We start from the raw sequence: 22562 nt of genomic DNA on the forward strand, positions 1-22562 counted from the left end.
CCCCGTGGCGGCACCCGCTTCCCACCCGGGCGGTGACACCCCCGATACGTCGACCTTCCGCTGCGCGGACACCCTGCTGTTCCGCGCCGCGCCCCGGGCGCCGGAGCCGCCCGGGGCCCGCGACGAGCCGGGCGAGCCCGGCGAGCCCGGCGACCAGGAGTCGGACCTGCGGGCCCACCTCCGTACCGCGGCGTCCGACGCCCGGCTCAGGGAGGCGGTCTCGCTGGCGAGCCCCTCCCTGAGCCGGACCCTCGACGCGGTGCTCGCGGGGGAACCGGTCCGCATCAAGCAACTGCGTCGCGCGGTCAGGGCATTGGCCCGCTACCGGTTGCGGATGTCCGGCCGGGTCACCCCCTTCGGCACCATGGCCGGGGTCGCCGCGATCGGCTTCGCCGAGGCGCCCAAGGTCGTCTGGGGCGAACGCCACCGCAAGGCGGCGCGGCCCGACATGGGCTGGCTGACCGAGGTGGTGGCCCGGCTGGAGCGGGAGCCCGCCGTGCTGCGGCGGCTCCGCGTCACCGCCAACGACCTGTGCTTCCGGCGCGGCGGCCGGCTGGTCGTCCCGTACGTCCCGGCCCCCGGTGCGGGTGTCCGCCCGGCCGCCCAGGAGGTCTCCGTCCGGGCGGGCGAGGTGGTGCTGCGCGTCGTCGAACGCGCGGCGCCGCCCGTGCGGTTCGCCGATCTGCTCACCGAACTCGTCGCCGCCTACCCCGGAGTCGCCGCCGCCACCGTGGAGCGGCTGCTCATCGACCTCATCGGCTCGGAGGTACTGCTGACGGAGCTGCGCCCGCCGCTGGACGGCCCGGATCCGCTCGGCCACGTACTGGTGCTGCTGGCACCGCGCCCCACGGCGCGCCCCACGGCCGAACCGCTGCCCGCCCCCGTGGCCGAGGTCGTCACCGAACTCGCCTCGATCCACCGGGAGCTGGCCACGTACGCGGCGGCCCCGCTGGGTTCCGGCCTGGCGGCCCGGGACGCCGCGATTCGCCGGATGGCCGCGCTGCACCCGTCGGACCACCTCCTCCAGGTCGATCTGGGCCTCGACGTGGACGTCCGGCTGCCGCCCGCCGTGCGCGCCGAGGTGGAGCGGGCCGCCGAGGCGCTGTGGCGACTGGCCGCGGCCCGGCCGGGTCCGGCCCATCTGCGCCAGTACCACGAGGACTTCCTGGAACGCTACGGCGCCGGGCGCGCCGTACCGCTGAAGGAGGTCCTCGATCCGGACACCGGCCTCGGCGGTCCGGCCGGGTACCGGCTGCCCGCCACCGCGCGGACCCTGCGCGCGACGCCCGCGGACCCCAAGGGGCCGGGGCCGAAGGACCAGGACCGGCTGCTGACCGAGCTGGCCCAGGAGGCGTCCGTCAACGGTGAGCGGGAGATCGTCCTGGACGACGCCCTGCTGGAGCGGCTCGCGGCGGACGGCGGGGAGGCGCCACCGCCACCGTCCTTCGAGATCCTGGCGCAGCTGCTCGCCGACACCCCCGAGGCGCTGGCCGACGGTGACTTCCGGCTGGTCGTCACCGGCGGAGCGCGTACGGCCGGGGCGCACGCGGGGCGCTTCGGGTTCGTCCTGGGCGACGACGACGCACACGTCACCGAGCTGGTGCGGCAGGTGCCCGCGGCCGCGCCGGGTGCCGTCACCGCGCAGATGCGGTTCCCGCCGCCGCGCGGCGAGACCGCCAACGTGGCGCTGGTCCCGCGCCGCCTGGAGCACACGATCACGCTCGGCGCGTTCGCCGACCGCAGCGACGGCGCCGCCCGTACCGGCGGCACGGGCGGCACCGACCTCGGCGTGTCCGACCTGGCCGTCGTCGCCGACGTGCACCGGCTCGCGGTGGTCGCGCCCCGGCTCGGCCGCGAGGTCGTGCCGGTCGTCCCCAGCATGCTCGCGACGGTGTGGCACGCGCCGAACGCGGCCCGTTTCCTGCACGAGGTGAGCGAGAACGGCCTGCCGGCCTGGCCGCGCTGGCGCTGGGGGGCCGCGGACACCCTGCCGTACCTGCCCAGGGTCCGGCGCGGGCGCACCGTGCTCACCCTGGCGCGCTGGCGCCCGACGGATCCGGCGCTCCAGGACCGGGCCACCGCCCCGGACGACTGGGAGCGGCGCTTCGACGCCTGGCGCTCCCGCTGGCGGGTGCCCGACCTGGTGGAGAGCGTCAACGGGGACAACCGCATCGCCCTCGACCTGCGGCGCCCCTTCCACCGCGCGCTGCTGCGGGACGAATGGCTGCGCCGCCCGGGCGGCGTGGTCCAGGAGCTTCCGACGAGCTGCGGTCACGGTTCCGGCTGGCTGGCCGACGGTCCCTCGGAGCCGTCCGGCCGGGTCAACGAGATCGCCTTCCCGCTGATCCGGGCGGACCGGCAGACCGGCGGCCTGCCGTCGCCGGGCAGCCAGGTGCGGCCCATGTCCATGCCCAAGTCCATGCCGATGCCCACGCCCACGCCCACGCCCACGCCCATGCTCATGTCGATGCCCGTCCCCGAGCCACGCCGCGTGCGCACCGCCCACGGCCCCGGCTCGCAGTGGCTGTACGCCAAGGTGTACTGCTCGGCCGAGCGCCAGGACGAGATCCTCGCCCAGTGGCTGCCCCGGCTGCTGGCGGGTCTGCCCGGCGCCGTCGACCGCTGGTTCTACCTCCGCTATCGCGACCCGGACGCCCATCTGCGGCTGCGCTTCCACGGCGACCCCGCCGAGCTCTCCGGGTCCCTGTTGCCCCGGCTGGGCGCCTGGTCCGACCGGCTCGCCGCCGAAGGCCTCGGGGGCAGGCTCGTCCTGGACACCTACGAGCCCGAACTCGAACGCTACGGAGGACCCGCCGCTGCGACCGCCGCCGAACGGGCCTTCCAGGCGGACAGCATCGCCTGCCTCGCACAGGCCGAACTGCTTGACAAGGGCGAACTGGCGCTGGACCGGACCGTGTTGACGGCGCTCGGGCACGTCGATCTGGCCTGCCGCGTCGCCGGCACCCCGGAAGGCGTCCGGCACCTGATCGACCGTCCGGCGCACCCGGGGGCCGCCGAACCCTCCCGCGCCGCCAAAGACCTGGCACGGGAGCTGATCGACCCGCTCGGCGACTGGGAGCAGCTGCGCGGCCTGCCCGGCGGCCCGGCGCTGCTGGCCTGCTGGGAGCGGCGCGCCCCCGCCCTGTCCGCGTACGGGAGGCTGCTGCGCGAACTGGGGGCGGCCGGTTTCGGCCCGTTGGACGCGCTTCTGCACATGCATCACAACCGGCTCACCGGCATCGACCGTCCCGCGGAGGAACGCTCCTTCGCCCTGGCCGCGGTGGCCCTGCGCAGCCGCCTCGTCCGTGCGCGGGCGGGCCGGTGAGCCCTGTGAACCCGGTGCACCCGGTGCGGGCGCGGGAGAACGAGCTGCGCGAGCGGGCCGCCCACACCGTGGCGACCGTCGCGCGCCGCCTCGCCGACCCCGGGACCCACCAGACCCCGGCCCCGGCCACCGTCCCGCCCACAGCCTCCGCCCGCCTCGACCGTGCGCGGGAGGGCCGGTGAGCCCTGTGAACCCGGTGCACCCGGTGCGGGCGCGGGAGAACGAGCTGCGCGAGCGGGCCGCCCACACCGTGGCGACCGTCGCGCGCCGCCTCGCGGACCCCGGGGCCATGCCGGCCCCGGCCCCGGCCTCCGCCTCAGCGCGGGACGCGTCCGTCTTCCACGCCGCGAGCCTCAGTGACGGCGCGCCGGGCATCGCGCTGCTCCACGCCGAACTCGCGCACACCGATCCGGCGCACCGTGCCACCGCCCACCGCTGGATACGCCACGCCGCCTCGCTCGCCCGGCTGGCGACGGCCCCCGGACCGCAGGGGCTGTACGGCCCCCTGGCCGCGCTGTCGTTCGCCCTGCACCGGGCGGCGGACGGCCCGGACGGGCAGCGCGCGGCCCGGGCCCACCTCGGGGGCCTGGTCGCCGACGTGGCGGGCGCCCGGGCCGAGCGCGAGGAACAACGCCTCGACGGGAACCTCGGCTGCACCACCTTCACCGCGTACGACGTGATCAGCGGGCAGGCCGGACTCGGCGCGCACCTGCTGGAACTCGGCCGCCCCGCCGAAGCCGCCGTCACGCGGCTGCTGAGGGCGCTGACGTCGCTCACCCGGCCGGTGCGCGCGGACAACAGGGTGCTGCCCGGCTGGTGGGTGGCGCTCGACGGAGCCGCGTACCGACCGGTGGTCCCGTCGGCGGGCCACGCCAACCTGGGCATGGCCCACGGAGTGCCCGGCCCGCTCGCGCTGCTGGCCCTGGCGTGGAGCCAGGGGGTACGCGTGCCCGGCCAGCGGGCCGCGATCACCGAGCTCGCCGAGTGGCTCCTCGCGCAGCGCCAGACTGACTCCGAGGGCCCCTGGTGGCCCGGCCAGCTGTCCCTGGGCCCCTCGCGGCAGCGGCCCGGACGGCCCTCCTGGTGCTACGGCACCCCGGGCATCGCCCGCGCCCTCCAACTGGCGGGCCTGGCCCTGGGCGTGTCCCGCTGGCAGGAGGCCGCGGTCGTGGCGCTGCGCTCCGCGCTGACCCGCGCCGAGGCGGGCGAGGCGGGCGACGCGGGCGAGGCGGAGCCGCCGGCCGAGGCCGGGCTCTGCCACGGGCTGGCCGGGCTGCTCCAGATCACTTGGCGCGTGGCCCGCGACAGCGGCGATCCCCGACTCGCCGGGCACCTCCCGGGGCTGGCCGCCCGCCTGCTGGACCTCGCCGACGAGGACGCGCCGTTCGGCTTCGCCACCGCCCCGGGGGAACGCCCGCCCGAGGAGCACCCGGGCGGCTTCCTCACCGGCGCGGCCGGGGCCGCACTCGCCCTCCACACCTTCGCCTCGGACACCGCACCCGCCACCCGCTGGGACCGCGCGCTGCTACTGGCCTGAGCCGCGCCCGCGCCACCCGCCCTACTGGCCCGGCTGGCCCGGCTGGCCCGGCTGGCCCGCCCGGCTGACTCGCCCGGCTGGCTGGCTGGACCGGCTGGACCGGCTGGACCGGCTGGACCGGCTGGACCGGCTGGACCGGCTGGACCGGCTGGCTGGCCAGGCTGGCTGGCTGGCTGGCTGGCCCGGCCGACCCGCCCGGGCCGCCCGGCTGGCCCGCCCGCCCGGCCCGGCCGACACCGATCACGTACCCGACGTACCCCGACGTACCGACGTACCCGACAGAGAGAAGAGACCCCATGCACCGGGAGGAACTCACCCGCTGGGTGGGAGACACGGACGCCTTCCTCGACCGCCACTGGCGGACCGCGCCGGCCGTCTTCCGGCCCGGTCCCGGCGCCGGACCGGCCGCTCCGCTCAGCCTGGAGGAGATCGACACCGCCGTGGCGGGCGGGCTGCTGCGCGTGCCCCACCTCGAAATCGCGCGCGCGGGCGACCCGGTGCACTCCGCCCGCTACACCCGGGCCCGCACCGTCGCGGGGGTGACCACCCCCGGGTACGCCGACCCGGACCGCGTACGGGAGCTGCTCGCCGAGGGCGCCACCCTCGTGCTGCGCAACGTCGAGCACTGGCACCCGGCGACCCGGGCGCTGACCCACGCCCTGGAGGCCGAACTCGGGCGCCGCGTCGAGGCGTTCTTCTTCGTCACCCCGCCGGGGGCGCAGGGCCTCGACCTGCACCGCGACGACGCCGACGTGCTGCTGCTCCAGGGCACCGGCAGCAAGCGCTGGACGGTGCGCGGTGGTCCCGCCGGTCCCGACTGGGGGCCGGGCGAGGTCGCCGACGGCGGCCCGGCCCTGCTGGCGGACACCCTGTGTGCCGGGGAGGTGCTCTACATCCCCCGGGGCTTCGCCCACGAGGCGGTGGGCGGTGAGGGGCTCTCCTCCCACCTCTCGCTCACGATCCGGGAGGTGGGAGCCCAACAGCTGTTCGCCTCCCTGCAGCGCCTGCTGCTGGACTCGCTGCCGCTGCCGGCCCGCCCGCTGGACGACGCCGCCCTGCACGCGGCCGCCGAACTGCTGCTGGACCGGTTCCGGACCCGGCTTCCGGAACTGACCCCCGCGTCCCTGGTGGAGCACGCCCGCCTCGCGCAGCTCGCCGAGGGTACGGTCCCCGGACTCGGCGGGAACCCGGGCATCGCGGCGCTGGCCGCACGGCTCGGCACCCCGCGCGACCCGGCGGCGAGCGCCGCGTGAACGGCGCCGAGGCACTGATCGGCCCCCCGCCCGCCCACGGCGCGGCGCCCAAGCCCGCACCCGTACGAGCGCCCGCGCCCGCATCCGCCTCCGCACTCAACCCCGAACCCGCGCCAGCGCCAGCGCCCGCACCAGAACCCGGACCGGCACCGGCACCCGCGCCTGGACCGGCACCCGCACCCGCACCCGCACCCAACCCCGAACCCGAACCCGCACCCGGACCGGCGCCCGAACCCGTACCCGTACCGGCGCCCGCGTCCGGACCCAACCCCGAACCCGCGCCCGGACCGGCGCCCGCGTCCGGACCCAACCCCGAACCCGCGCCCGGACCGGCACCCGCGCCCGCACCCGAACCCGACCGCGAACCCGCGCCCGAACCGGCGACCGCGCCCGTACCCGGGTCGCCCTCCGGGCTGCGGCTCCTGCTGACGCGCCATCTGCGGCCCCATCGGGGCCGACTCGCGGTCGGCGCGGCGCTCGCCCTCCTCGGGGGGCTGGCCGGGCTCGCCGAGCCGATGGCTGCCAAGGCCCTCATCGACCGCCTGGTCGCCGGCGGTTCGCCCACCGCGTCCGCGATCGGCCTCGGCGCCCTCGTACTGGCCTCCGTACTGATCACGTCAGCGGGCTCGTACCTGCTGGAGCGCACGGCCGAGGGCGTGGTGCGCACCACGCGTGAGCGGCTGGCCGCCCGGGTGCTGCGGCTGCCGGTGCCCGACATGGACCGGCAGCGCCCCGGCGACCTCGTCGCCCGGCTCACCTCCGACACCGTCCAGCTGCGGGCCGCGGCCGGACAGGCCCTCGCGGTCTGCGCGACCTCGGCCCTGATGGTGTTCGGGGGCCTGACCGCGATGTTCCTCCTCGACCCGGTGCTCGCGGGCGCCACGGTCGGCGTGCTCGGCACCGTCTGCGGGCTGGGCACGCTCACCCTCCCCCGGATCGGCCGGGCCGCCCGGCGCTCCCAGCAGGTCACCGGCGAACTCGGGGCCACCCTGGAACGCTCCCTCGGCGCCTTCCGCACCGTCAAGGCGAACGGCCTGGAACGCCAGGAGACCGCGGCCGCCCGGGAGGCCGCCCGCCGCGCCTGGCGCAGCGGGGTGCGCGCCGTCGGCTGGGAGGCCGCCGTCGAGGTCGCCTCCGGGCTCTCCGTACGGCTGGCCTTCCTCACCGTGCTCGGGTTCGGCGGCACCCGGGTGGCCACCGGGCAGATGACCATGTCGGCGCTCGTCGCCTTCCTCTTCTACGTCCTGTTCATCGGCCCGCTGCTCACCCAGCTCGCCGGCAGCGCCGGTCTGGTGCAGCGCGGTTCGGCCGCCGCCCAGCGCATCCACGAAATCGAGTCCCTGGCCGTCGAACCGGTCACCGACCGGGCGCCGGAGCCTCCCGCCGGACGGACCGCGCCCCTCGCGCTGGAGTTGCGGCGCGTCTCCTTCGGCTACCCGGGCCGGGCCACCACCGTCCTCGACGAACTGTCGCTCGACGTCCCGGCCGGCGGGCTCACCGCGCTCGTCGGCCCGTCCGGCGCCGGCAAGAGCACCGTCTTCGCGCTGCTGGAGCGGTTCTACGAGCCCCGCGCGGGCCGGATCCTCCTCGACGGCCGCGACGTTCGGGACTGGCCGCTGACCGATCTGCGGGCCACCATCGGGTACGTGGAGCAGGACGCCCCCGTCCTGTCCGGCACGCTGCGGGAGAATCTGACGCAGTCCGCGCCTTGGGCCTCGGCCGAGGAGCTGCGCGCCGTCCTCGGGCTGACCCGGCTCGACGGGCTCGTCGAGCGGCTGCCCGCCGGCCTGGACACCGAACTCGGCTACCGGGGCACGGCCTTGTCGGGCGGCCAGCGCCAGCGCGTGGCCATCGCCCGCGCCCTGCTGCGCCGTCCGCGGCTGCTGCTGCTGGACGAGGCGACCTCGCAGCTGGACGCCGAGAACGAGCGGGCCCTGCGCGACGCCGTCGCCGACATCGCCCGGGAGACGACGGTCGTGGTGATCGCGCACCGGCTGTCCACCGTCACCGACGCCCGCCGGATCGTGGTCCTGGAATCGGGGCGGGCCCGCGCCACCGGCACCCACCGGGAGCTGCTGGCGGCGGACGAGCTCTACGCGCGGCTCGTCCGCACCCAGCTGCTGGACCGTTCCTGACCGGCATCTTCCGACGTTGATCCGACGTTGATCGGAAATAGAACGGTCCTTCACATAATGATCCCGACCACGCTCTTCCAGCGAAGGACTGACGCCATGACCGGTAAGCGCAAGCCCGCCACGCCCCTCGTCCGCCGGACCTCCGCCCTCCTGCTGGCGGGCGGGCTGGCCCTGGGCCTCGTCATCGGCACCGCCGCCACCGCGAGCGCGGACCTCCCCCCGGAGATCTTCGACCAGACCGTCACGACGGACCTGACGCCCGACCTCCAGGAGGGGAACTGGAACAGCACCGGCTCCTGAGGCCTCGCGCGGCAGCGGTTCAGCCCGTCGAGAGCCCGGCGAGGAGTTCCTCGACGTCGGCCACGTCGGGCAGGCCGAGCCGGGCGAACAGCGCCGAGGCGCTGAGCAGCCGGCTCCTGGCCTCCTCGGCGCGGCCGCGTTCGGCGAGGGTCCGGCCGAGCACCACCAGCGCGTGGCCGCTGTCCCGGTCGGATCCGAGGTCCTGGCAGAGCAGCAGCGCCGCTTCCGCCTGCGCCTGGGCCTCCTCGTGCCGGCCCACCGCGCGCAGCGTGTCGGCCATCCGGTACCGGGCGTGCGCCACCCGCTGCTGGATCCCCGCGGGCCCGGCGACGGCCAGGCACTCCCCGTACCGGACGATCGCCTCCTCGTACCGTCCCATGGCGTGCAGCGCGAGCCCCAGTACATACAGGGCGTAACAGATGCCGTGCCGGTCGTCCATCTCCCGCAGCCCGGGCAGTACGGCCTCACAGGCCGGGACGGCCTCGTGGGCGCGGCCGCTGCGCACCCGGGCGAGGGCCGCGTTGACCGTGGTGGCGTACTCGCCGGAGCGGTGGTCGAGTTCCCTGGCCAGCGCGATGGCCTCGTCGAAACAGTCGATCGCCTCGTCGAAGCGGCGCAGGAACTGCGCGACGAGGCCGAGGTCGTTGAGGGCCTGGCGCAGCACCACGGTGTCGCCCGCCTCGCGGCAGGCCAGGACGGCGAGCCGGGCCTCGGTCTCGGCCTCGGCGAGCCGGGTGTCCTTGAGCGCGATCGTCCCGCACAGGAACCGGGCCCGGCCCTCGGCCTTGCGGTCCCCGTGCCGGGCCGCCGCTTCGGCCAGCAGGCGTCCGGTGGGGGCCAGTTGGCTGTAGCGGGTGTCCTGGTGGAAGGGGCTCAGGGCGATCAGCAGGTCGATGGCGGCGCACAGCCCGGGCCGCGCGCCGTCGGCCTGGCCGGTACGCGCGTCGGCGTCCTGGCCGGTACGCGCGTCGGAACTCGCGCCGGAACTCGCGTCGCCGGAACATGTGCCGGCACCTGCGCCGGAACTCGCGTCGCCGGAACCTGCGCCGGAACCTGCGCCGCTGTCCGCCCGGGCCGCGATCTGCGCCGCCAGCGCGAGCGCGGTCTCCGACTCGGTCAGCGCCCAGGACCGGGCCGGCTGCAGTCCGTCGAAGGACAGCGGGTCCGTCCGCAGCGGGCCCAGCGCGCCCGCGACCGGATCACCCGGTACGGCGTGCCGGAACGCCGCGCACGCCGTGGCCAGCAGGTGGTCCAGGAGCCGGTCGAGCGCCTCGCGGACCTCGGCCCGGTCGGCGTCCGCGCACTGCCGGCCGAAGGCGCGCAGCAGGTCGTGGAAGCGGTAGCGGCCGGGCGTCGGCGACTCCAGCATGGCCACGTCCACCAGGGACTCCAGTACCTCCTCCACGAGGAACTCGTCGTCGCCCAGCGCCGCCGCGGCGGACGTGAGGCCGATGCCCGGGCCGTCCAGGCAGGCCAGCACCCGGAAGGCGCGGGCCTGTTCGGCGGAGAGCTGGCGGTAGCCGAGCTCGAAGACCGGGGCGATGGCCAGGTCCCCGACGCGCAGCTCGTTGAGCCGGCGCCGCTCGTCGGCCAGCCGGGTGGCGAGCAGCGCGACCGTCCAGCGGGGGCGGGCGGCCAGCCGGGCGGCCACGATCCGGACGGCCAGGGGCAGGAAGCCGCAGGTGGCGACGAGGTCGCGGGCGGTCTCGGGTTCGGCGGCCAGCCGTTCCGGGCCGATCACCCGCCCGAACAGGTCGAGTGCTTCGGGGAGGTCGAAGACGTCCAGGTCGGCCTGGTACCGGGCGGGCAGTCCGGCCAGCCGCGGCCGGCTGGTGACCAGTACGGCGCACTGGCCGGGGCCGGGCAGCAGCGGGCGTACCTGGGCGGCGTCGCGCGCGTTGTCGAGGACGATCAGCAGCCGCCGGCCGGCGGTCATCGAGCGGAACAGCGCGGCCCGGCCCTCGGCGTCCGCGGGCAGGGCCTCGGCGGTGACGCCGAGGGCGGCGAGGAAGCCGACCAGCACGTGGCCCGGGTCGCAGGGGTCGTGGGCGTCGGTGCCGCGCAGGTCCGCGTACAGCTGGCCGTCCGGGAAGGAGCACCGGACCCGTTCGGCCGTGTGGAGGGCGAGGGCGGTCTTGCCGACGCCGCCCATGCCGGAGATCAGGGCGACGTCCAGGCCGCCGTCGCCTGCGGGGGTCAGGGCGTCGGCGAGCCGCTGTACGAGGGCGGTGCGGCCGGTGAAGTCGACGGGCGCGCTGGGCGTCTGGGCCGGCACGGGCCGGGGCTCGGCGCCTGACGCTCCGGCCGCCCCGGGCTCCGCCGGCGCGGCCTGGCCGGCCGTGGCGGACCCGTCGGCGGCGGAGCCCGCAGGGGCCGCGAGGCCCCCCGGTCCCGCGGGGCCTCCCGGTCCCGCGGGGCCTCCCGGTCCCGCGGGGCCCGCAGAGGCCTCACGGCCCGCCGGGGCCGGGGTCGCTGAGGCCGGGGTCGCCTGGGCCGGGGTCGCCTGGGCGTACGGGGTCGCCCCCGGCGTCACCCCGGCCGTCGCCCCGCCCGTCGCCCCGGCCACCGTCCCCGCCACGGAGACGGGCCCGCGCCGCCCGCCGTCCCCGTGGACGACGGGGTCGGCGAGTTCCCGGTCGCCGTTCAGGATGCGCTGGTGCAACGAGACCAGTTCCGGTCCGGGCTCCAGCCCGATCTCGCTGATCAGCCCCTGTCGGGCGGTCCGGAACAGGTTCAGGGCGTCGGCCTGGCGGCCGGTCCGGCACAGGGCGCGCATCAGCAGCGCGACCGGCCGCTCCCGCAGCGGGTGTTCGGCGGTCAGCAGCCGCAGGTCGGGCACGGCCGCGGCCTCGCCGCCCGCCTCTATGTCCAGCTCCAGCCGGTCCTCCAGGAGGCGCAGGCGCAGCTCTTCCAGGCGGGACCGCTGACGTTCGGCGAAGGGCCCGGGCAGTGCGGCCAGCGGTTCCCCCTGCCACAGCGCGAGCGCCTCGCGCAGCAGCCGCGCGGCCGCCTCCCGCCGCCCCGCGACCCGCTCGGCGGCCGCCCGGGCCGCCAGTTCCTCGGCCTGCTGCACGTCGAGGGAGAGCTTCGGCAGGCAGAGCCGGTACCCGTCGCCCACCGAGACGAGCACACCCGGCGCCGCGGAGCCCCCCGGCTCCAGCACCTTGCGCCACCGCCAGGCATAGGTCCGCAGCGTGGTGACGGCCGCGTTCGGCGGCTCCTCGCCCCACAGCGCGTCGACGAGCTCCCCGAGCCCCGCGCCGTGCCCGGACCGCAGCAGCAGTACCGCCAGCATGGCCTGCTGCTGCGGTGTCCCGGTGCCGAGGCGTTCGTCCCCCCGGTACGCGCGCATCGGTCCCAGCAACGAGAACCGTGGTCCTGTCGTCATTCCGCCCCCCTGTGGTCGCCGTGGTCTCGGCGTAGGAACCGATCATGTCAAGCCCCCGACCGGGTACGTCCACCTCGCCGGAGCGGCTGGCCGATTCCCCGCTGGATGACGCAACGTCAGGCGGCGTACGCGAGACAGGCGGCAGGTGACAGCTGGGCCGGTGGGCCGGTGGCCGGACAGATCAGGATTCGAGAAGCGCCCGCCACGGAGCCACGGCTAGCGTGACGGCCATGGACATCACCATTCACACGGCCTCCCTCCCGCATGACGACCCGGACGCCGCCCTGGCCTTCTACCGCGACGCCCTCGGCTTCGAGGTCCGCAGCGACGTCGGACACGGCACGATGCGCTGGATCACGGTCGGCCCCGTCGATCAGCCCGGCACGTCCATCCTCCTGGCGCCGGCGGCCACCGACCCCGGGGTCACCGAGGACGAGCGCCGCACCATCGCCGAGATGATGGCCAAGGGCACCTACGGCTGGATCCTGCTGGCCACCCGGGACCTCGACGGCACCTTCGAGAAGGTGCAGGCCCGCGACGCCGAGGTCGTCCAGGAGCCGACCGATCAGCCGTACGGCGTTCGCGACTGCGCCTTCCGCGATCCCGCGGGCAACCTGATCCGCATCCAAGAGCTCCGCTGAGCCGGGACGGAGGGAGTCCTCTCATGTGTCATCCCGCATGGGGACGGGCACTGACCGCCGCGCAGCACCTGAAGGACCTCGCGCGACTGCGCCGCGTCCGCGACCGGATCGACCGGGAGTACGCGCGGCCGCTGAACGTCGAGGCGCTCGCCCGCGCCGCGAACATGCCGTCCGGGCACCTCAGCCGCCAGTTCCGGCTCGCCTACGGCGCGTCGCCGTACGCCTATCTGACGGCGCGTCGCATCGAGCGCGCGACGGCACTGCTGCGGCGCGGCGACCTCAGCGTCACCGAGGTCCGCCGCACGGTCGGCTGCCCATCGCCGGGCATCTTCACCACCCGCTTCACCGAGCTGGTCGGCATGCCACCCAGCGCCTATCGGCGCCGCGCGGCACCCGCGCCCTGATCCGGTTCGCCCCGCGCGAACTCGACGAGCTGCGTGCCGGGCCGTCACGGTCGGGCGGGGCCGCGGTCGGCGGGTGTGGGCACGCGCAGGAGCTTCGCGAGGCGGGGAACCTTCGTGAAGCGGCCGGTGTGATAGGTGCCGGCGACCGCGCCGGAGGGCGAGTGGCAGGGTGAGGCGGGCTGGGGCTGGCAGCGCGGGGAGGGGTGGCGCTCGGCGTCGGTGCCTGGTGGGTGGGGTGAGCCGCGCTCGGGGGGGGGATCGTACGATGACCGCATGAGCTCTGCCGTCCTGTCGCCTCGCCGTCGCCCTGTCGGGCGCGGTTTTGTGCTGCTGGTGCTGGCGGTGCTGGTCGGTGTGCTGGCGATGCATGGGCTGGGGCCGGGGCCGGGGCCCATGAAGGCGCGGGCGGCTGGCGGCGGTCACGGCATGGTGATGGCCCATGAGAAGGCCGTCCATCAGGTGGTGGGGGGCTGCTCGCACAACGATGGCGGAGCACGCCATGCGGATCATGCGGACGCGACGTGTGCGGCGACCGGTGTCGGCGCTCCGTACGTTCCGCCTGCGCTGGCATCTGCTCTCGGCGTCACGCCTGCCGTTGCGGCGCTGCCCAGTAGTGCCGCCGGGGTCCCGGAGAGCGGGCGGGCGCCACCTGATCTAGCCGAGCTGCAACTCCTGCGGATATAGAGCGGCCCGCACGGCACCCCCTTGCCCGGCGTTGCCCGGGTGAAGGTGAAGAGGTGCCGCGCTGAAGGCCATGCCCTCACTTCCGCCTCGGCCGCGCATGCCCGTATCGGGCTGCGCATCAAGGAGTCGCACCACCATGAACAAGCAATTCATCCGCCGTACCGCCATCGTCGTCGCCTCGGGCGCGGCCTCGCTCGTCCTGGCCGCGTGCGGGTCGAGCGACGACGCCTCCGCCGGGCACGACGGCCACCGTTCGACCCCGTCGGCAGCCTCGGCTGCCCCGTCCGCCTCGTCCGCTCCGGCCTCGCAGGGCCAGCGCGCTGCCGCCGACGTCGCCTTCGCGAAGGGGATGATTCCGCACCACCGTCAGGCCGTGGAGATGGCGGACCTCGCCGCGACCCGCGCGGAGTCCGCCGAGGTGAAGGCGCTCGCGGACGAGATCAAGAAGGCCCAGGACCCGGAGATCAAGACCCTTTCGGGCTGGCTGACCTCGTGGGGTGAGCAGGTGCCCGCCGAGGGCGCCATGGACCACTCCATGCACGGCGCGGGCGGCACGGGCGGCGCGGGCGGCATGATGACGCCCGAGGAGATGGACGAGCTGAAGAAGGCGTCCGGCAAGGCGTTCGACACCGCCTTCATGGAGATGATGATCAAGCATCACGAGGGCGCCGTGGCGATGGCGAAGACGGAGAAGGCCGACGGCGCCTTCCCCGACGCCAAGGCGATGGCGGACGCCATCATCACCTCGCAGACCGCCGAGATCACCAGGATGAACAGCCTGCTCGGCAAGAGCTGACCGACCCCGCGCCGGGGTGTGGGGGGCCTTGAGGCCCCCCACACCCCGGCGTTTTTTGTTGCCCTCGACCCCTCGCGGAATACCCCTGGGGGGTATACCGTTTTGTGGTGTGGGGCCGCGAGAGCGGGGTCACACTGGACGGGAATGGGGATGAGGGGTCATGGACCACCACAGCGCACACCACGCCGGCACCGCACACGACCACGACGCGCACCAGGCGCATGAGGGTCACGCCGGGCACGAGATGGGCACGGTGACCTGGGGAGCCGCCGCGAAGGCGACGCTGCACTGCCTGACCGGGTGCGCCATCGGCGAGATCCTCGGCATGGCGATCGGTACCGCCCTGCTGTGGGACAACGTGCCCACCATGGCCCTGGCGATCGTCCTGGCCTTCGTCTTCGGCTACTCCCTGACCATGTTCGCGATCCGCAAGGCCGGCCTGGACTTCAAGACCGCGATCAAGGTGGCACTGGCCGCCGACACCGTCTCCATCTTCGTCATGGAACTCGTCGACAACGGGATCATCGCCCTGGTCCCCGGCGCGATGGACGCCCACCTGACCGAGGCGCTGTTCTGGACGTCGCTGCTGGGCGGGTTCGTGGTCGCCTTCCTGCTCACGACCCCGATCAACAAGTGGATGATCGGCCGCGGCAAGGGCCACGCCGTCGTCCACGCCTACCACTGACCCCTGGACGCGAAGCCGCCCGGGCACCCCATCGCGGTGTGCCCGGGCAGCTTCGCGTCCAGGGGCGTTAGCTGGAAGTACCGGGGGCTTTGACGGCGGCCGCCCGGATCCGCCGGCCCCGCGGGGAACGGAGGCACCCTGATGTCCCACACCGTCAAGGACATGCTCGCCACCTACCCGGCCGACCTCGGCAACATCGACCAGGCCAAGCTCACCCGCTGCATCGAGGAGTGCATCGCCTGCGCGCAGGCGTGTACGGCGTGCGCGGACGCCTGCCTGTCCGAAGGCATGGTCGGTGACCTGACCAAGTGCATCCGCACCGACATGGACTGCGCCGACATCTGCACCGCCACCGCCGCCGTGCTCTCGCGGCACACCGGCTACGACGCCAACATCACGGCCGCGATGCTCCGGGCGTGCGCCATGGCCTGCAAGGCGTGCGGCGACGAGTGCGCCAAGCATGCCGACGTGCACGAGCACTGCCGCGTCTGCGCCGAAGCCTGCCGCTCCTGCGAGCAGGCGTGCAACGAACTCCTCGGAGCCCTCGGCTGACGGGGTCGAGGGCGGCGGCGCAGCCGGTGCCGTGGCGTTGCCTGTGCCGTCAGTCGCGGTCGTGTCGGTACCGCCGGTTCACGCCTTCTTGGCGTCGATCTCGGCGATCAGGCCCTCGATGAGGCCCTTGATCTCGTCGCGGATGGGGCGTACGGCCTCGACGCCCTGGCCCGCGGGGTCCTCAAGCTGCCAGTCGAGGTAGGTCTTGCCGGGGAAGTACGGGCAGGCGTCGCCGCAGCCCATGGTGATGATGTAGTCGGACGCCTGGGCGGCCTCCGGGGTGAGGATCTTCGGCTTCTGGTCGGAGATGTCGATGCCCAGCTCGGCCATGGCCGCGACGGCCGAAGGGTTGACCTGGTCACCGGGGACCGAGCCGGCGGAGCGGACCTCGACGCGGTCACCCGCGAGGTGGCGCAGGAACCCGGCCGCCATCTGGGAGCGGCCCGCGTTGTGGATGCAGACGAACAGGACGGAGGCGGCTGGAGCGGAGGACATCTGTTCTTCCTTGGGTTGAGGCGACTGCGGGGACTGCGGCGATTGCGGTGACCGCGGTGGGGAAGCGTGGGCTCTATGGCGCGAGTTGTGCGAGCTGCGCGAGCTGTACGAGCAGCTCGCTGACGTGGGCGTCGATTTCATCGCGAATGTCGCGGATGTCGCGAACGACGGCGGCCGGGCACGACGGGGCAGGCGTCCCCGCAGTCCATCGTCACCCGTGTCGGCCCGCTCACCCGCCCTTGGGTGTGGGCTCGCCGGTGTGCCAGAGCGTCCAGTCGCTCAGCGGTCAGCCGTTCCGCCGGCACGATCAGGTGCGTACGGATCCGGGCGTGCTCGGCGAGACGTGCGTACGAGTCGGTGAGCAGGCCGAGTACGGTCTCCGGCGCGAAGTGGCCGGCGTACCGGAAGGCGAGACGGGCGGCCCCTGCGGCCAGGCGTTCGTCCGGCAGGAGGGGCGATGGCGATGCGGACGTGGGCGTGGACATGGCGTTCCCGTTCAAAGGAGCCAATGAGGTCAGTTCAGCTCGGACTGGTGTCAGCCCCAGCTGATGTGACAGTATCAGCACATGATGACGTCAGTCGACACTGATCTGATTCGGGTTCTGGCCGACCCGCTCAGGCTCCAGATCGTGACCCTCCTCGCCAAGGAGACGCTCTGCACCACCCACCTCGTGGAGGAGACAGGTGCCAAGCAGACGAACCTGTCCAACCACCTGAAGGTGCTGCGCGAGGCCGGGGTGGTCGAGACGGAGCCCTGCGGACGGTTCACCTACTACCGCCTGCGCCCGGACGTCATCGAAGCCCTCGCCGGTCAGTTCGCCGACCTCGCTACGACTGCCCGCGCCACCGCCGAAGCGAACCTCAAGCGGTCCTGCCCCTAGCCTTCGCGGCTTGTCTGCCCCGCCTCACCAGCCCGAGGAGACCCTGCCTTGACCGCCACCGAGCCCGTCGGCGCCCCGATAGCGATGCCTGCCGACGGGCCGCAGTTGCCTGCCGACGCGCCGCCTGCCGACGGGCCGCAGCCCGCGCCCGGCGCGACCCCGCCCCGCACCGCGCCCCGCACCCAGCCCCGCACCCCGCTGATCGCCCGCGCCGCCGCCGAGACGGTCGGCACCGCCGCACTCGTGGCGATCGTCGTCGGCTCCGGCATCCAGGCCACGAAGCTCACCCAGGACGTGGCCCTGCAGCTACTCGCGAACTCCACGGCCACCGTCTTCGGCCTCGGCGTCCTCATCGCCCTCCTCGGCCCGGTCTCCGGCGCCCACTTCAACCCGGCCGTCACGCTGGCCGAGTGGTGGACCGCCCGTCGCGGCGGCGCCGGCGTCAACGGCCGCGAGCTGGCCGTCTACGTCCCCTCCCAGATCGCGGGCGCGATCGCGGGCGCGATCCTCGCCGACGCGATGTTCGGTGAGCCGCTGGTGAAGTGGTCCACCCACGACCGCTCCGCCGGGAACCTCCTCCTCGGCGAGGTCGTGGCCACGGCCGGCCTGATCCTGCTGATCTTCGGCCTGGCCCGTACCGACCGCCTCCGCTTCGCGCCTGTGGCCGTGGCCTCGTACATCGGCGCTGCCTACTGGTTCACCTCCTCGACCTCCTTCGCCAACCCGGCGGTGACCATCGGTCGTGCCTTCACGGACACCTTCGCGGGCATCGCCCCCGCCTCCGTGGCCGGCTTCATCGGCATGCAGCTGATCGGCGTCGTGGTGGGCCTGGCCCTGGTGGCGGTCATCTTCATGCGCGGCGAGAGCACGGCCGCCGAGGTACCCGCGGCCTGACGCCGCGCACGGAAGTGGGCCTGACGCAGCGCCGCCTTCGTCGGACGTGGTGGTGATCGGCGGCCCAGGTCGCCCAGGTCGCCCAGGTCGCCCAGGTCCACTCCGGGCTCGCGCCGCGCCGTGACCCGGCTGGCACGCCTACCCTGGAAGGGCAAGGCTGTCCGGGGGACTGCCGGAAGGCCGCACGATGCACATGCGCCACCACTTCCACATCGACCACGCAGGCCACTCGGTAAGCGTCACCATCGAGACTGGCCGCAAGCCCCTGGTGGAGATCCTCGTGGACGGCAAGGAGGTCGCCCACGAGCGGACTGCCCACGACCGGCCCGTCGTCCTCCCCATCGAACTGCCCACCGACCCGCCGACTCCGGCCGAGGTCAGGACGGCATCCGGGCCCGGCGTTCCGCGCTGCGTCCTGCACCTGCCCGACGGCGAGCAGCGCGTCATGTCCCCGCGCCCGTACTGACCGGCAGACGGGACGTCGTCACGGGAAACCTCGGTCGTCAGGTGACGGCGGGGCTGCGGCGCTCCAGCAGGACCACGTCGCGCCACACGCCGTGGTGACGGCCGATGCGCTCGCGGGTGCCGACGACCCGGAATCCGGCCCGCTGGTGGAGGGCGAGGCTCGCACGGTTCTCGGGAAAGATGCCGGACTGGATCGTCCAGATCCCCGCGGCCTCCGCCGAGCCGATCAGTGCCGTGAGGAGCCGCATGGCGACGCCGCGCCCACGGGCGGCGGGGTGAACGTAGACGGAGTGCTCGACCACGCCCGCGTACGCGCACCGGTCCGAGACCGCGCTCGCCGCCACCCACCCCAGAACCTCGCCGTCCTCGCCCACGGCGGCGAAGCAGTGCTCCGGCAGCTTGCCCGCCTCGAACACCTCCCAGGTGGGGGCGATGGTCTCGAAGGTGGCGTTGCCCTCGTCGATCCCCGCCTGGTAGATCGCCAGAACCTCGTCCGCGTGCGCGTCGGTCAGCGGCGCGATGGTGATGCTCATGCGGTGGCCGCGCGGGTCAGGAGCTGGCCCATGGCGGCGAGCACTGCGGGCTCGACCCGGTAGTACACCCAGGTGCCGCGCCGTTCGGCGGACAGCAGCCCCGCCTCCCGCAGCTTCTTCAAGTGGTGGGAGACCGTCGGTTGGGACACGCCGACATCCGAGATGTCGCACACGCACGCCTCACCGCCCTCGTGCGAGGCGACCAGCGAGAACAGCCGCAGGCGGACCGGGTCGCCCAGCGCCTTGAACATGACGGCCGTCCGCTCGGCCTCCTCGGCCGTCAGCGGGCGCTCTGACAGGGGCGGGCAGCACGCCGCCACGGCCGCCGGCTCCAGCAGCGGCAACACCTTCGTAGTCATGGCCCCATCATCCGTCGAATTTCGACAGATGTCTATGTTGACGAATGTCGATCCAGGGTCCACTCTTGAGTCGTCAGGACATCGACAGACGTCGAATCAAGACGCCGAATCAGCCGAAACAGCCGAATCAGCTGAATCAACTGGGGAGCCCGCCGTGAACGCCACCAACGCAACCACCGAAGCCCTGCCCGTCGTCGTGATCGGCGCCGGCCCGATCGGACTCGCGGCGGCTGCCCGCCTCATCGAGCGGGGCATCGAGCCCCTGGTCCTGGAGGCGGGCCCCGTCGCCGCGTCCGCCGTGCGCGACTGGGCGCACGTACGGCTCTTCTCCACCTGGTCCGAGGTCGTCGACCCGGCAGCCGAGAAGCTCCTCGCCCCCACCGGCTGGAGCGCGCCCGACGGTGCGACCTACCCGTCCGGCGGCGACTGGGCCGAGCTCTACCTCCAGCCCCTGGCCGACGTCCTCGGCGACCGCGACAGCGACAGCGGCCGCGACAGCGACAGCGACAGCGACAGCGACAGCGACAGCGGCCGCAACCGCGTCCGCTACAACGCGACCGTCGCCGGTGTCTCCCGCGCCGGCCGCGACCGCATCGTTGACGCGGACCGCGAGGACCAGCCCTTCGTCGTCCACCTCACCGGCCCCGGCGGCGGCGAGGAGCGGATCTTCGCCCGCGCCGTGATCGACGCCTCCGGCACCTGGTCCACCCCCAGCCCGGCCGGCGGCAGCGGCCTGCCCGCACTCGGTGAGCGGAGTGCCGCAGACCGGATCTCGTACCGCGTCCCCGACCTCAAGGACCCGGCCGTCCGGGCCCGGTACGCCGGCAAGCGCACCGCCGTCATCGGCTCCGGCGCCTCCGCCTTCACCGCGCTCGCCTACCTCGCCGACCTCGCCCAGGCGGACGACGGTACGGGGACGCACGGGCTGTGGATCCTGCGCCGCGGCATCTCCGGCTCCACCTTCGGCGGCGGCGAAGCCGACCAGCTGCCCGCCCGCGGCGCCCTCGGCCTCGCCGCCAAGGCCGCGGTCGACGGCGGATACGCCGACGCGGTCACCGGTTTCCGCACCGACGCCATCGAACGCGACGGGGCCGGCCGCCTGGTCCTGGTCGGCGAGGACGGCCGCCGCCTGGACCCGGTCGACGAGGTCATCGTCCTCACCGGCTTCCGCCCCGACCTCACCTTCCTCGACGAGCTGCGCCTCGGTCTCGACGAACGCCTCCAGGCCCCCACCGCCCTCGCCCCGCTGATCGACCCCAACCAGCACTCCTGCGGCACCGTCTACCCCCACGGCGCGGGCGAGCTCTCCCACCCGGAGAAGGACCTCTACCTCGTCGGCATGAAGTCCTACGGACGCGCCCCGACCTTCCTCGCCATGACCGGCTACGAGCAGGTCCGCTCCATCGCCGCCGCCCTGGCCGGCGACCACGAGTCGGCCGAGCGCGTCGAACTCACCCTCCCCGAGACCGGAGTCTGCGGCGGCGCGGGCCTCTTCGACCAGCCCGACGCGGCCGAGCAGGCCGGTGGCGGCTGCTGCACCGCCCCGGCCACCCTCACCATCGGCGCCCTCACCATCGGCGCCCCCGCCACGGCCTCCGCCACGGTCTCCGGCGGCTGCTGACCACCGTGCCCAACACCCGGGCCAGCATGGCCGCGACCGGAACGGGGGGCCGGTCGCGGCCACGCGCCGTACTGCCCGCCCTGTGCGCCACGCAGATCACGAGCTGGGGCATCGTCTACTACGCCTTCCCCGTCCTGCTTCCCCGCCTGACGGCGGACACCGGCTGGTCCCTCAACGCCTCGACTGCCGCCTTCTCCCTTGCCCTCCTCGTCTCGGCGGTCGCGGGCATCCCCATCGGCCGCGTACTCGACCGCCGGGGCCCGCGCGCCGTGATGACCGTCGGATCCGCCCTCGGCACCCTGGCCCTCCTCCTCATCGCAGCGGCCCCGAACCTGCCCGTCTTCACCTGCGGTTGGATCCTCGCGGGCGTGGCCATGGCCGCCACGTTCTACCCGCCGGCCTTCGCCGCCGTCACCCGCTGGTGGGGCCCTGACCGCGTCCGGGCCCTGACGATCGTGACCCTCGCCGGCGGACTGGCCTCAACCGTCTTCGCGCCGCTCACCGCCGCCCTTGCCGAACACCTCAGCTGGCGGGCCACCTACGCCGTACTCGCGGTCGTCCTCGCCGCCATCACCATCCCCGCTCACGCGATCGCCCTACGCGCCCCCTGGCCCCCGGCCCCGCCCGCCCCGCCCGCCTCGCCCGCCTCGCCTTCGGCCGACCGCACCCCGGTCGCCCGCAGCCGCCCCTTCCTCCTCCTGGCTGTCGCTTTCACCCTCTCCGGCTTCGCCATGTACGCCGTCGTCATGGGCCTGATCCCGCTCCTCACCGAACGCGGAGCCACCCCCACCGAAGCGGCCTGGGCACTCGGACTCGGAGGGGCGGGCCAGACCCTCGGCCGAACCCTCTACGCGGGCCTGTCCGCCCGCACATCCGTCACCACCCGCACGGCCACCCTCATCGCCCTCGGCGGCGTGACCACCGCGTCACTGTCCTTCGCCCCCGGCCCGGTACCCCTACTGATCGGCCTCGTCGTTACGGCCGGAGTAGTCCGCGGGAACCTCACCCTCCTCCAGGCCACGGCCGTAACGGACCGCTGGGGCACCACCGACTACGCCCGGCTCTCAGCCCTGCTCGGCGCACCGGCCCGGGTAGCCGCCGCCCTCGCCCCCTGGGCATGCGCCGCCCTCGCCGGCACACTCGGCGGGTACCCGCACCTCTTCGCCGCACTGGCCGCTCTCTCACTGATCGCAGCACTCCTCGCGACGATGACGCACCCCGGTCTCAGCCGACGCCCCCTCAGCAGGGCGGACCCACGGCAAGCGTGATCCACCATCCGGGATCCAGCCCTCCAGGTATCCCTGGAGGCTTCCCTGATGCCTCCACGATCCCGACCGAGGCCCCACGAACGCCGCATCATCGAAACCGCAGGTCACAGGGTCAAGATGGGTACGGCCGAATCACACTCCAATCGGGGCGACCGCGCGCAGCCTGATCCGCTAGGCCGTCAGCGGTCAGTCGGCTACCAGGCGTTTGCCCGGGAAAAGTGTCCGCAAGGGCGCCACCCCACCCGCATACGCACGCCCAGCTGACCAGGGCGTTTGTCAGGCCGGGAACGACTGGCCCCAATGGGGTTTCCGACACGGTTCGCGACAAGCCCCGCCTCGCCTTCGT

The 22562-nt window shown here is 74.5% G+C and carries 22 protein-coding genes; 17 read left to right on the forward strand and 5 right to left on the reverse strand.

What is annotated here, in order from left to right; all coding sequences use genetic code 11:
* The first annotated feature begins 4 nt into the window (after window positions 1-4).
* From MTF65_RS17430 to MTF65_RS17455, 6 genes are all read left to right on the forward strand, one after another.
* Window positions 5-3325, forward strand: a complete 3321-nt coding sequence (locus MTF65_RS17430) for a lantibiotic dehydratase (RefSeq protein ID WP_243629622.1) — start codon at window positions 5-7, stop codon at window positions 3323-3325.
* Entirely contained in the window at window positions 3322-3507 is a 186-nt protein-coding gene (locus MTF65_RS17435; RefSeq protein ID WP_243629623.1) for a hypothetical protein, read from the forward strand. The genes MTF65_RS17430 and MTF65_RS17435 overlap by 4 nt, the downstream gene beginning before the upstream one ends.
* Complete coding sequence (locus tag MTF65_RS17440; RefSeq protein WP_243629624.1) at window positions 3504-4862, forward strand: lanthionine synthetase C family protein; 1359 nt, start codon at window positions 3504-3506, stop codon at window positions 4860-4862. The genes MTF65_RS17435 and MTF65_RS17440 overlap by 4 nt, the downstream gene beginning before the upstream one ends.
* Before the next feature lie 296 nt (window positions 4863-5158).
* Window positions 5159-6115 carry a JmjC domain-containing protein gene (locus MTF65_RS17445; RefSeq protein WP_279399187.1) on the forward strand — a complete coding sequence of 319 codons (957 nt, stop codon included), beginning with the start codon at window positions 5159-5161 and terminating at the stop codon, window positions 6113-6115.
* Window positions 6116-6552: 437 nt separating this feature from the next.
* The gene (locus MTF65_RS17450; protein ID WP_279399228.1) at window positions 6553-8250 is read left to right on the forward strand and encodes an ABC transporter ATP-binding protein; all 1698 of its coding nucleotides are present in this window, start codon (window positions 6553-6555) and stop codon (window positions 8248-8250) included.
* Window positions 8251-8346: 96 nt separating this feature from the next.
* A complete protein-coding gene (locus tag MTF65_RS17455) occupies window positions 8347-8550 on the forward strand; it encodes a hypothetical protein (protein ID WP_243629626.1) in 204 nt (67 codons plus the stop codon).
* A 19-nt stretch (window positions 8551-8569) separates the two neighbouring features.
* On the opposite strand, the gene MTF65_RS17460 is transcribed toward MTF65_RS17455, so the two are convergent.
* Window positions 8570-11938, reverse strand: coding sequence for a BTAD domain-containing putative transcriptional regulator (locus tag MTF65_RS17460; protein ID WP_243629627.1), 3369 nt, complete (start codon window positions 11936-11938; stop codon window positions 8570-8572).
* A gap of 230 nt (window positions 11939-12168) precedes the next feature.
* Here MTF65_RS17460 and MTF65_RS17465 point away from each other — a divergent pair, with 230 nt between their 5' ends.
* From MTF65_RS17465 to MTF65_RS17490, 6 genes are all read left to right on the forward strand, one after another.
* Window positions 12169-12579: a VOC family protein gene (locus tag MTF65_RS17465; protein WP_243629628.1), complete on the forward strand. Its 411-nt coding sequence runs from the start codon at window positions 12169-12171 to the stop codon at window positions 12577-12579.
* A 23-nt stretch (window positions 12580-12602) separates the two neighbouring features.
* Window positions 12603-12983 carry a helix-turn-helix transcriptional regulator gene (locus tag MTF65_RS17470; protein WP_243629629.1) on the forward strand — a complete coding sequence of 127 codons (381 nt, stop codon included), beginning with the start codon at window positions 12603-12605 and terminating at the stop codon, window positions 12981-12983.
* Window positions 12984-13256: 273 nt separating this feature from the next.
* The gene (locus tag MTF65_RS17475) at window positions 13257-13667 is read left to right on the forward strand and encodes a DUF6153 family protein (protein WP_243629630.1); all 411 of its coding nucleotides are present in this window, start codon (window positions 13257-13259) and stop codon (window positions 13665-13667) included.
* Window positions 13668-13803: 136 nt separating this feature from the next.
* Window positions 13804-14463 (forward strand): DUF305 domain-containing protein, encoded by a 660-nt coding sequence (locus MTF65_RS17480; RefSeq protein ID WP_243629631.1) that lies wholly within the window; start codon window positions 13804-13806, stop codon window positions 14461-14463.
* A 160-nt stretch (window positions 14464-14623) separates the two neighbouring features.
* Window positions 14624-15148 (forward strand): DUF4396 domain-containing protein, encoded by a 525-nt coding sequence (locus tag MTF65_RS17485; protein WP_243629632.1) that lies wholly within the window; start codon window positions 14624-14626, stop codon window positions 15146-15148.
* Between the two features lie 141 nt (window positions 15149-15289).
* Window positions 15290-15700, forward strand: a complete 411-nt coding sequence (locus tag MTF65_RS17490) for a four-helix bundle copper-binding protein (RefSeq protein ID WP_243629633.1) — start codon at window positions 15290-15292, stop codon at window positions 15698-15700.
* Window positions 15701-15778: 78 nt separating this feature from the next.
* Here MTF65_RS17490 and MTF65_RS17495 read toward each other — a convergent pair whose 3' ends face one another.
* Both MTF65_RS17495 and MTF65_RS17500 read right to left on the reverse strand, forming a co-directional pair.
* Window positions 15779-16195, reverse strand: coding sequence for an arsenate reductase ArsC (locus MTF65_RS17495; RefSeq protein WP_243629634.1), 417 nt, complete (start codon window positions 16193-16195; stop codon window positions 15779-15781).
* Window positions 16196-16332: 137 nt separating this feature from the next.
* Window positions 16333-16680 carry a three-helix bundle dimerization domain-containing protein gene (locus MTF65_RS17500; RefSeq protein ID WP_243629635.1) on the reverse strand — a complete coding sequence of 116 codons (348 nt, stop codon included), beginning with the start codon at window positions 16678-16680 and terminating at the stop codon, window positions 16333-16335.
* An 81-nt stretch (window positions 16681-16761) separates the two neighbouring features.
* Between MTF65_RS17500 and MTF65_RS17505 the strand changes: the two genes are divergently transcribed.
* The 3 genes from MTF65_RS17505 to MTF65_RS17515 all read left to right on the forward strand — a co-directional run bounded on the left by MTF65_RS17505 (window position 16762) and on the right by MTF65_RS17515 (window position 18436).
* On the forward strand, window positions 16762-17076 hold the full coding sequence (locus MTF65_RS17505; RefSeq protein ID WP_243629636.1) for a helix-turn-helix transcriptional regulator: 315 nt from the start codon (window positions 16762-16764) through the stop codon (window positions 17074-17076).
* Between the two features lie 48 nt (window positions 17077-17124).
* Entirely contained in the window at window positions 17125-17970 is an 846-nt protein-coding gene (locus MTF65_RS17510; protein WP_243629637.1) for an aquaporin, read from the forward strand.
* 187 nt (window positions 17971-18157) lie between these two features.
* On the forward strand, window positions 18158-18436 hold the full coding sequence (locus MTF65_RS17515) for a hypothetical protein (protein WP_243629638.1): 279 nt from the start codon (window positions 18158-18160) through the stop codon (window positions 18434-18436).
* A 37-nt stretch (window positions 18437-18473) separates the two neighbouring features.
* On the opposite strand, the gene MTF65_RS17520 is transcribed toward MTF65_RS17515, so the two are convergent.
* Window positions 18474-18968, reverse strand: coding sequence for a GNAT family N-acetyltransferase (locus MTF65_RS17520; protein ID WP_243629639.1), 495 nt, complete (start codon window positions 18966-18968; stop codon window positions 18474-18476).
* Window positions 18965-19327: a helix-turn-helix transcriptional regulator gene (locus MTF65_RS17525; protein ID WP_243629640.1), complete on the reverse strand. Its 363-nt coding sequence runs from the start codon at window positions 19325-19327 to the stop codon at window positions 18965-18967. Before MTF65_RS17525 ends, MTF65_RS17520 begins: the two co-directional genes overlap by 4 nt.
* Window positions 19328-19481: 154 nt before the next feature.
* Between MTF65_RS17525 and MTF65_RS17530 the strand changes: the two genes are divergently transcribed.
* Both MTF65_RS17530 and MTF65_RS17535 read left to right on the forward strand, forming a co-directional pair.
* Window positions 19482-20948 carry an NAD(P)-binding domain-containing protein gene (locus MTF65_RS17530; RefSeq protein WP_243629641.1) on the forward strand — a complete coding sequence of 489 codons (1467 nt, stop codon included), beginning with the start codon at window positions 19482-19484 and terminating at the stop codon, window positions 20946-20948.
* A 26-nt stretch (window positions 20949-20974) separates the two neighbouring features.
* On the forward strand, window positions 20975-22216 hold the full coding sequence (locus MTF65_RS17535; protein ID WP_243629642.1) for an MFS transporter: 1242 nt from the start codon (window positions 20975-20977) through the stop codon (window positions 22214-22216).
* Window positions 22217-22562: the final 346 nt, after the last annotated feature.

Source organism: Streptomyces sp. APSN-46.1, assembly GCF_022815725.1.
Taxonomy (GTDB): Bacteria; Actinomycetota; Actinomycetes; order Streptomycetales; family Streptomycetaceae; genus Streptomyces.

Coding starts and splice junctions, on each gene's coding strand:
- MTF65_RS17445 (WP_279399187.1), top strand. CDS start 5,159: ATGCACCGGGAGGAACTCACCCGCTGGGTGGGAGACACGGACGCCTTC.
- MTF65_RS17455 (WP_243629626.1), top strand. CDS start 8,347: ATGACCGGTAAGCGCAAGCCCGCCACGCCCCTCGTCCGCCGGACCTCC.
- MTF65_RS17460 (WP_243629627.1), bottom strand. CDS start 11,938: ATGACGACAGGACCACGGTTCTCGTTGCTGGGACCGATGCGCGCGTAC.
- MTF65_RS17465 (WP_243629628.1), top strand. CDS start 12,169: ATGGACATCACCATTCACACGGCCTCCCTCCCGCATGACGACCCGGAC.
- MTF65_RS17470 (WP_243629629.1), top strand. CDS start 12,603: ATGTGTCATCCCGCATGGGGACGGGCACTGACCGCCGCGCAGCACCTG.
- MTF65_RS17475 (WP_243629630.1), top strand. CDS start 13,257: ATGAGCTCTGCCGTCCTGTCGCCTCGCCGTCGCCCTGTCGGGCGCGGT.
- MTF65_RS17480 (WP_243629631.1), top strand. CDS start 13,804: ATGAACAAGCAATTCATCCGCCGTACCGCCATCGTCGTCGCCTCGGGC.
- MTF65_RS17485 (WP_243629632.1), top strand. CDS start 14,624: ATGGACCACCACAGCGCACACCACGCCGGCACCGCACACGACCACGAC.
- MTF65_RS17490 (WP_243629633.1), top strand. CDS start 15,290: ATGTCCCACACCGTCAAGGACATGCTCGCCACCTACCCGGCCGACCTC.
- MTF65_RS17495 (WP_243629634.1), bottom strand. CDS start 16,195: ATGTCCTCCGCTCCAGCCGCCTCCGTCCTGTTCGTCTGCATCCACAAC.
- MTF65_RS17500 (WP_243629635.1), bottom strand. CDS start 16,680: ATGTCCACGCCCACGTCCGCATCGCCATCGCCCCTCCTGCCGGACGAA.
- MTF65_RS17505 (WP_243629636.1), top strand. CDS start 16,762: ATGATGACGTCAGTCGACACTGATCTGATTCGGGTTCTGGCCGACCCG.
- MTF65_RS17515 (WP_243629638.1), top strand. CDS start 18,158: ATGCACATGCGCCACCACTTCCACATCGACCACGCAGGCCACTCGGTA.
- MTF65_RS17520 (WP_243629639.1), bottom strand. CDS start 18,968: ATGAGCATCACCATCGCGCCGCTGACCGACGCGCACGCGGACGAGGTT.
- MTF65_RS17525 (WP_243629640.1), bottom strand. CDS start 19,327: ATGACTACGAAGGTGTTGCCGCTGCTGGAGCCGGCGGCCGTGGCGGCG.
- MTF65_RS17535 (WP_243629642.1), top strand. CDS start 20,975: ATGGCCGCGACCGGAACGGGGGGCCGGTCGCGGCCACGCGCCGTACTG.